At 70.2% G+C, this 6,668-nt stretch carries 7 protein-coding genes and 3 tRNA genes; 7 read left to right on the forward strand and 3 right to left on the reverse strand.

Going from position 1 to position 6,668, the window contains the following annotated elements; all coding sequences use genetic code 11:
- Nucleotides 1-12 precede the first annotated feature (12 nt).
- Together ACFQPS_RS13555 and ACFQPS_RS13560 are read left to right on the forward strand one after the other, a co-directional pair.
- The gene (locus ACFQPS_RS13555; RefSeq protein ID WP_417715205.1) at nucleotides 13-387 is read left to right on the forward strand and encodes an ExbD/TolR family protein; all 375 of its coding nucleotides are present in this window, start codon (nucleotides 13-15) and stop codon (nucleotides 385-387) included.
- A gap of 50 nt (nucleotides 388-437) precedes the next feature.
- Nucleotides 438-1,715, forward strand: coding sequence for a hypothetical protein (locus ACFQPS_RS13560; protein WP_377359768.1), 1,278 nt, complete (start codon nucleotides 438-440; stop codon nucleotides 1,713-1,715).
- 133 nt (nucleotides 1,716-1,848) lie between these two features.
- Here the strand turns inward: ACFQPS_RS13560 and ACFQPS_RS13565 are convergent, their stop codons facing one another.
- A complete protein-coding gene (locus tag ACFQPS_RS13565; RefSeq protein ID WP_377359769.1) occupies nucleotides 1,849-2,130 on the reverse strand; it encodes a hypothetical protein in 282 nt (93 codons plus the stop codon).
- 535 nt (nucleotides 2,131-2,665) lie between these two features.
- Between ACFQPS_RS13565 and ACFQPS_RS13570 the strand changes: the two genes are divergently transcribed.
- Both ACFQPS_RS13570 and ACFQPS_RS13575 read left to right on the forward strand, forming a co-directional pair.
- On the forward strand, nucleotides 2,666-3,343 hold the full coding sequence (locus tag ACFQPS_RS13570) for a winged helix-turn-helix domain-containing protein (RefSeq protein ID WP_377359770.1): 678 nt from the start codon (nucleotides 2,666-2,668) through the stop codon (nucleotides 3,341-3,343).
- A complete protein-coding gene (locus ACFQPS_RS13575) occupies nucleotides 3,330-4,799 on the forward strand; it encodes a sensor histidine kinase (protein WP_377359771.1) in 1,470 nt (489 codons plus the stop codon). Before ACFQPS_RS13570 ends, ACFQPS_RS13575 begins: the two co-directional genes overlap by 14 nt.
- Here ACFQPS_RS13575 and ACFQPS_RS13580 read toward each other — a convergent pair.
- Both ACFQPS_RS13580 and rlmB read right to left on the reverse strand, forming a co-directional pair.
- Nucleotides 4,778-4,852: transfer RNA gene (locus tag ACFQPS_RS13580), tRNA-Thr, on the reverse strand. The genes ACFQPS_RS13575 and ACFQPS_RS13580 overlap by 22 nt on opposite strands.
- Before the next feature lie 56 nt (nucleotides 4,853-4,908).
- Complete coding sequence (gene rlmB / locus ACFQPS_RS13585; protein ID WP_377359772.1) at nucleotides 4,909-5,943, reverse strand: 23S rRNA (guanosine(2251)-2'-O)-methyltransferase RlmB; 1,035 nt, start codon at nucleotides 5,941-5,943, stop codon at nucleotides 4,909-4,911.
- A gap of 143 nt (nucleotides 5,944-6,086) precedes the next feature.
- On the opposite strand from rlmB, the gene ACFQPS_RS13590 reads away from it, so the two are divergent.
- The 3 genes from ACFQPS_RS13590 to ACFQPS_RS13600 form a co-directional block, all read left to right on the forward strand.
- Nucleotides 6,087-6,172 (forward strand) — tRNA-Tyr (locus tag ACFQPS_RS13590).
- 122 nt (nucleotides 6,173-6,294) lie between these two features.
- Nucleotides 6,295-6,368, forward strand: a tRNA-Gly gene (locus ACFQPS_RS13595).
- A gap of 59 nt (nucleotides 6,369-6,427) precedes the next feature.
- The coding region (locus ACFQPS_RS13600; protein WP_377359773.1) for a GTP-binding protein at nucleotides 6,428-6,668 on the forward strand (241 nt) is incomplete at its 3' end.

Below are 6,668 nucleotides of genomic sequence, written 5' to 3' on the forward strand. Positions count from 1 at the left end.
GTCGCCCCCGAGATGAACACCACGCCGCTGATCGACGTGATGCTGGTCCTGCTGGTGATGCTGATCATCACCATCCCGATCCAGACCCACGCCGTGAAGCTGGACATGCCGGCGGGCAACCCGCCGCCGGTCACGGAGCAGCCACAGGTCGTCACCATCGAAGTGGATTTCGACGGCACCGTGATCTGGTCCGGGGAGGTCCTGCCCGACCGTTCCACGCTGGAGGCGAAGCTCCAGGCCGTGGCGGCGATGCCGACCCAGCCGGAGGTGCATCTGCGCCCGAACAAGCTGGTGAAGTACCGCTACGTTGCCGCCGTGCTGGCATCTGCCCAGCGCGTGGGCGTGTCGAAGATCGGCATCGTCGGTAACGAACAGTTCCTGGACTGACCCTCCGGTCGGGCCTGCCCGCCGGACCCATCGCCCTTCGGAAGACTGCAATGAAGCGACATCAGATCATCACCGCCGCCTTCCTGGGCAGCGCCATCGCCCTGGGCGGCCTGACCGTCGGTGCCGGCACTGCCCATGCCGCCGACCGGGCCGGCAAGGAGTCCGCGAAGAAGGAGGCGGCCGGTCCCACCGTCCGGGCGGAGATCGGCAACCCCCTGAAGGCGGCGCAGGAACTGGTCAAGGCCAAGAAGTACAAGGAGGCCCTGGCCAAGGTGCGTGAGGCGGACGGCGTTGCCGACAAGACGCCCTACGAGACCTTCGTGATGGAGGAGACCCGGGGCTTCATCCTGATGAAGACCGGCGACCAGGGCGGCGCCGCCAAGGCCTTCGAGGCCGTGATCGGCACCGGCCAGCTCTCCGAGGAGGACCGCCTCAAGCGCGTGCAGGCGGTCGCTCAGCTCTACTATCAGGCCAAGGACTACGCCCGGTCCGCTTCGTGGACGCAGCGCTTCCTCAAGGAGGCCGGCCCGAACGAGGACATGCGGACCCTGCTGATCCAGGCGCTCTACCTGTCCGGCGACTTCGCCACCGCCGGCAAGGAGCTGACCGCCCTGGTCGCGGCCAAGGAGAAGGCCGGCCAGCCGATTGACGAGCAGAGCCTCCAGTTCCTCGCCAACATCGCCGTCAAGCAGAAGGACGAGGCCGGCTACGTGGCGGCGGTCGAGAAGCTGGTCCGCTACCATCCGAAGGCCGAGTACTGGCAGGACCTCATCCTGCGCATGCAGAAGAAGCCCGGCTTCAACCGGGACCGTCTCTCGCTGGACGTCTACCGGCTGATGCTCGCCGCCGGCGTGCTGACCCGGGGCGAGGATTATGTCGAGATGGCGCAGCTCGCCCTCGGCGACAACATCCCCGGCGAGGCCAAGGCGATTCTGAACAAGGGCTTCGCCGCCGGCCTGCTGGGCACCGGCGCGGATGCCGAGCGGCACAAGCGTCTGCTCGCCATGGCGGAGAAGCAGGCGGCCGATGACCAGAAGACCCTCGCGGCCTCCGAGAAGGAGGTGGATGCCGCCGCCTCCGGCGGTCCGGCGGTCCGGCTGGGCGATGCCTATGCCGGCCACGGCCAGTACCAGAAGGCCGCGGTCTGGTTCGAGAAGGGCCTGAAGAAGGGCGGACTGAAGCAGCCGGAAGACGCCCGCCTGCATCTCGGCATCGCCTATCTGAAGGCCGGCGACGCTGCCCGCGCCAAGCAGACCCTGGGGGCCGTCAAGGGCGGGGACGGTCAGGCCGACCTCGCACGTCTCTGGCAGCTCGTGAAGGCGGGCTGACCGGAGCGACGGTCGCCTGCCGCGACCATCTCCGTCTCGTTGATGCGGCCGGGTCCTTCACAGGGGCCCGGCCGTTTTCTTTGGCACATCGCGGATGAGTGGACGTGTCGCCCGCCGGCGACGGGGCGGCGGCTCAGTCGCTGCCGGACAGACTCAGCCAGCCGGCGGCGATCGCCAGCAGCAGCAGGCCGAATCCGAACAGGCTGGTCGCCAGCGGCCCCTTGGGTGCCAGGGCGGGCGCCAGCCGGGCGACGCCGAACAGGTTGTGGATGCCGGCGCCGAACACGGCCCAGAAGCCGGCGGCCAGGGTATAGAGCCGCTCCTCGGTGCGGGCCTGCGGACGCAGGCCGCGTAGGGCGACGACCAGAATCAGCACGCCGGCCAGCAGCGCGGCGAGGGCGGGAATCAGGGGCATGGGGTCACGCCTCCCGGCCGTTCGAGCGTCAGGGGCCGTCCCCGGAAGGGGCGCGGTTCAGGGCGAACGGCTGGACCGCAGCCGACAGCGGCGGGCCTCATTCGACCAGGGCCTGCCAGACGCAGTAATAGAGAAAGCCGGCCAGCGGGGCGCCGCAGACCAGCACCAGGACCATCCAGACGACGTACATGCGGGATTCTCCGCTCGGTTCGGGGTAGCGGCAGCCTGCCCGTCCCGGGCCCACCGCCTCATGGCGGCACGATGAAATGCCTGTCAGAACCCGTGGCTTCCGTCGGCACCCGGGCGGTGCCGGTCCGGCATGAACGGAATTTCATCCAGGTGCCATCGGCGCGGCCATTCCCTGGGGCTAGCTTCCGCCCGTGTGGTCCGTCCGGATACCGCGACGGGCTGCGCTGCTCGGCTGCTGAAGCCGATTGCCCCACCACGACTCGCAACGACCGGGTACCGTCCCGGCACCCGGTCGTCCTTTCGCCACGGGCTTTCTCGCCCCGCGGCCCTGGAGTAGCTTGCCGCCATGAAGATCCTGGTGATCGAAGACGACGCCGGCACGGCGGAGTACCTGACCAAGGGCCTGAAGGAGGCGGGCCACGTCGTCGATCATGCGGCGACGGGGAAGGACGGTCTGTTCCTGGCGGCGAGCGAGAGCTACGACGCCCTGGTGGTGGACCGGATGCTGCCCGGGCGCGACGGGCTGTCGGTGCTGGAGGTGTTGCGCGCCACCGGGAACGGTATCCCGGCCCTGGTGCTGAGCGCCTTGTCCAGCGTGGAGGACCGCGTGAAGGGCCTGCGCGCCGGCGCTGACGATTATCTGCCCAAGCCCTTCGCCTTCTCCGAGCTGCTCGCGCGCCTGGACGCGCTGGAGCGACGGGCCCGCGGCAGCGGGCCGGTGACTCGGTTGCAGGTGGCCGATCTGGAGATGGACCTGCTGGCGCGGAGCGTCTCCCGCGCCGGGCGGCCGGTGGACCTGCTGCCGCGGGAGTTCCTGCTGCTGGAGTTCCTGATGCGCAACGCCGGCCATGTCGTGACCCGCACCATGCTGCTGGAGCGCGTCTGGGACTATCATTTCGATCCCCAGACGAACGTCATCGACGTCCATATCGCCCGGTTGCGCCAGAAGATCGACAAGGACCACCCGGCACCGCTGATTCATACGGTGCGCGGGGCCGGGTACGTGCTCCGTGCTCCGGGCTAACGTCCTGCGCACCACCGCCTTCAAGCTGGCGGGCTTCTATCTGGTCCTCTTCGTCTTCTCGACGGGGGCGGTGCTCGGTGTCGTCCACTGGTTCACCGCCGGCTTCATCCAGCGCCACACCGAGCAGACCATCCTTCTGGAACTGGGGGAGCTGCGCGAGGCCGGGGCGTCGCGCGGGCGGGAGGCCCTGCTGGCGCTGCTGAAGGAGCGCGCCGACGTTCCCCGCACGGCGATGATCTATGCCGTGGCCGGCGCGGACGGCACCATCGCCGCGGGCAACCTCGCCGACTGGCCGCCCGAGGCGCGGCGGGGCTGGCTCTCCTTCGAGATCCCTCAGACCTCCGACTCGGCGGCGCCCCACCCGGCCATCGCCTTCGCCGATCCGTTGCCGGACGGGGGAACGCTGCTGGTCGGGCACGACATGACCGAGCGCTACCTGCTGCGCGACCAGCTCCTCTCCGCTTTCTTCAGGGCCGTGTTCCTGGCCGTGCTGGTCGGGGCTGCCGGTGCCGCCCTGGTCGGGCGCCGGGCGGCGGACAGGGTGGAGGCGATCAACGCCGCCATCGACCGGATCGCCGAGGGCGCCTTCTCCGACCGCATGCCCCTGGCCGGCACCGACGACGAGCTTGACCGGCTGGCCGGCAAGCTCAACCGCATGCTCGACGAGATCGCGCGGCTGATGCGTGAGCTGCGCGAGGTGACGGACAATGTCGCGCACGACCTGCGCACCCCGCTGGCCCGGCTGCGGGCCCGGCTTGAGCTGGCCGCATCGGAGCCCGGCCTGCCGGCCGGACATCAGGCGCTGCTGGATCAGACCATGGCGGAGATCGACCGCTTGCTGGAGATCTTCGGCGCCATCCTGGCCATCGCGGCGGTGGAGGCCGGCGGCGCCCGGCGCGACTTCGCTCCGGTGGATCTGACCGCCCTGGTCCATGAGGTCGCGGACCTCTACGGCCCGGTGGCGGAGGCGGCGGGACTCGATCTCGGGGTGGAGAAGGTGGGGCGGCCCGTCGTTGCCGGCAGCCGTCAGCTCCTGGCCCAGGCGCTCAGCAATCTCGTGGACAACGCCGTGAAGTACACGCCGGCCGGCGGCCGCATCCGGATCACGGCGCGCGAGAGCCAGAACGGCTGCGATCTGGTGGTGTCCGATACCGGGCCGGGCATTCCCCCGGACCAGCATGATCGGGTGCTGGAACGGTTCGTGCGCCTCGAATCGCACCGCGGCACGGCTGGACACGGGCTCGGCCTCAGCCTCGTGGCTGCGGTCGTGCGCCTGCATGGCGCCACCCTCTCGCTGGAGGATGCGATGCCCGGACTGCGGGTCCGCCTCCGGCTGGGGCAGCCGGGCTGGGGGAGTGCGGAAGCGACTCGGGACGGGAAAGGATCCGATCGCCCGGGGGCCGGGGCAAGCGACCCGGGGCCGAGCGGGCACCATGGTGCCGGCTGTCAGGATTGAACTGACGACCTACCGCTTACAAGGCGGTTGCTCTACCGCTGAGCTAAGCCGGCGTCGTGGCGGGGCCGGGGCGGCGTCTGGTCGCACGCCCCCGGCCGGTGCGGCAACACTAGCGTCGCCGCGCCACCTCGTAAAGCGCCACAGCCGCGGCGTTGGAGACGTTCAGGCTGCCGACGGGGCCGCCGGTGGGCAGCCGCGCGATCTCGTCGCAGCGCTCCCCGGTCAGCCGTCGCAGCCCCTCGCCCTCGGAGCCCAGCACCAGCGCCGTGCGGCCGGTCAGGTCCACCTCGTGCAGGGGGCGGGCGCCGCTCTCGTCCAGGCCGACGGTCCAGAACCCGGCCTGCTTCAGCGTGTCCAGCGCGCGCGCCAGATTCGTCACCCGCACCAGCGGCACGGCGTCCACCGCGCCGGAGGCGGTCTTCGCCAGCACGCCCGTGACCGGCGGGGCATGGCGGTCCTGCACCACGACGGCCCGGGCCCCGAAAGCGGCGGCCGAGCGCATGATGGCGCCGACATTGTGCGGGTCGGTCACCTGGTCCAGCACGATCACCAGGGCCTGCGGCTCCGATTCGGCAGCGATGCAGACATCCTCCACCGCGACCTCGGGCAGCGGTGCCGTGTCCAGGGCCACGCCCTGATGCACGGCGCCGGGCGGCAGCAGCTTGTCCAGTTCCTCCTTCTCCAGGAAGGTCGGGTCCGGTCGCTCCAGCCCCAGCTCCGCCGCGCGCTGCACGGCGCCGTCCAGCGCGGCCAGGGCCGATTCGGTGACATAGAGGCCGCGGCAGCGCCGCTCCGGGTTGATCCACGCCGCGGCGACGGGATGCAGCCCGTAGATCAGGTTGTGCCGGTTGACCCCGGGCCGCACGCCGGCGCTGGCGCCGGGTGCCGCGGCGGATTCGGCGGCCGGACGGGGCGCGGGCTTGCCGGCCGGACGCTGGCCGCGTTCGGGCGCGCCCGTGCGGGCCGGCTCCTTGGCGGGGCGGGCAGGGGCGGCACCCGCGGGCTTGCCGGACCGGCGCGCCGGCGTGCCGGCATCGGCGGATGAGTCGGAACGGACGCCGGACGGGCGGCGGCCAGGCTGGCCGGGGGAGGGCGCGCGGCCCCCGGACCGACCGGAACGGGAGGGGGTTCGGGTATTCTTCATGCGGCGCATCCTTGCCCAGCTTTAATGCTGTTGCCAGCCGTATCAGATGCTCGGGGGGCATGCGAGATTGCCGTTGACACGCCGAACTTTATTCGCATAGTGCGGCTTCTCCGTTTCCGGCCCCGGCCGGTTGCGCGGCCTTCGGAAGGGTGGCCGAGTGGTTAAAGGCAGCAGACTGTAAATCTGCCCGCGACAGCGTACGTAGGTTCGAATCCTACCCCTTCCACCAATTCCGGCGCGCCCCATCTCATCGGAGACCGATGGGATGGGCGCGCCGCTCCGCGCAGGCACCGGGTTCGGCGTGACTGTTCGGACGAGTTCTGGGTCGGAATCCTGTTGGGACGAGTTCAGGCGGGTGTAGCTCAATGGTAGAGCAGAAGCCTTCCAAGCTTACGACGGGGGTTCGATTCCCCTCACCCGCTCCAGAGTCGTGAACGTCATACGTCTCCGTCGGAACACACCTTAGGCAAGGGCGAACAAGGCTATGGCGAAGGCAAAATTCGAGCGGACGAAGCCGCACTGCAATGTCGGGACGATCGGTCACGTCGACCACGGCAAGACGTCGCTGACGGCGGCGATCACGAAGGTGCTGGCGAAGACGGGCGGAGCCACGTTCACGGCGTACGACCAGATCGACAAGGCGCCTGAGGAGAAGGCGCGCGGCATCACGATTTCGACGGCGCACGTTGAGTACGAGACGACGAACCGGCACTACGCGCACGTGG

This window comes from Rhodocista pekingensis, from assembly GCF_042665545.1.
In the GTDB taxonomy this organism is placed as follows: Bacteria; Pseudomonadota; Alphaproteobacteria; order Azospirillales; family Azospirillaceae; genus Rhodocista; species Rhodocista pekingensis.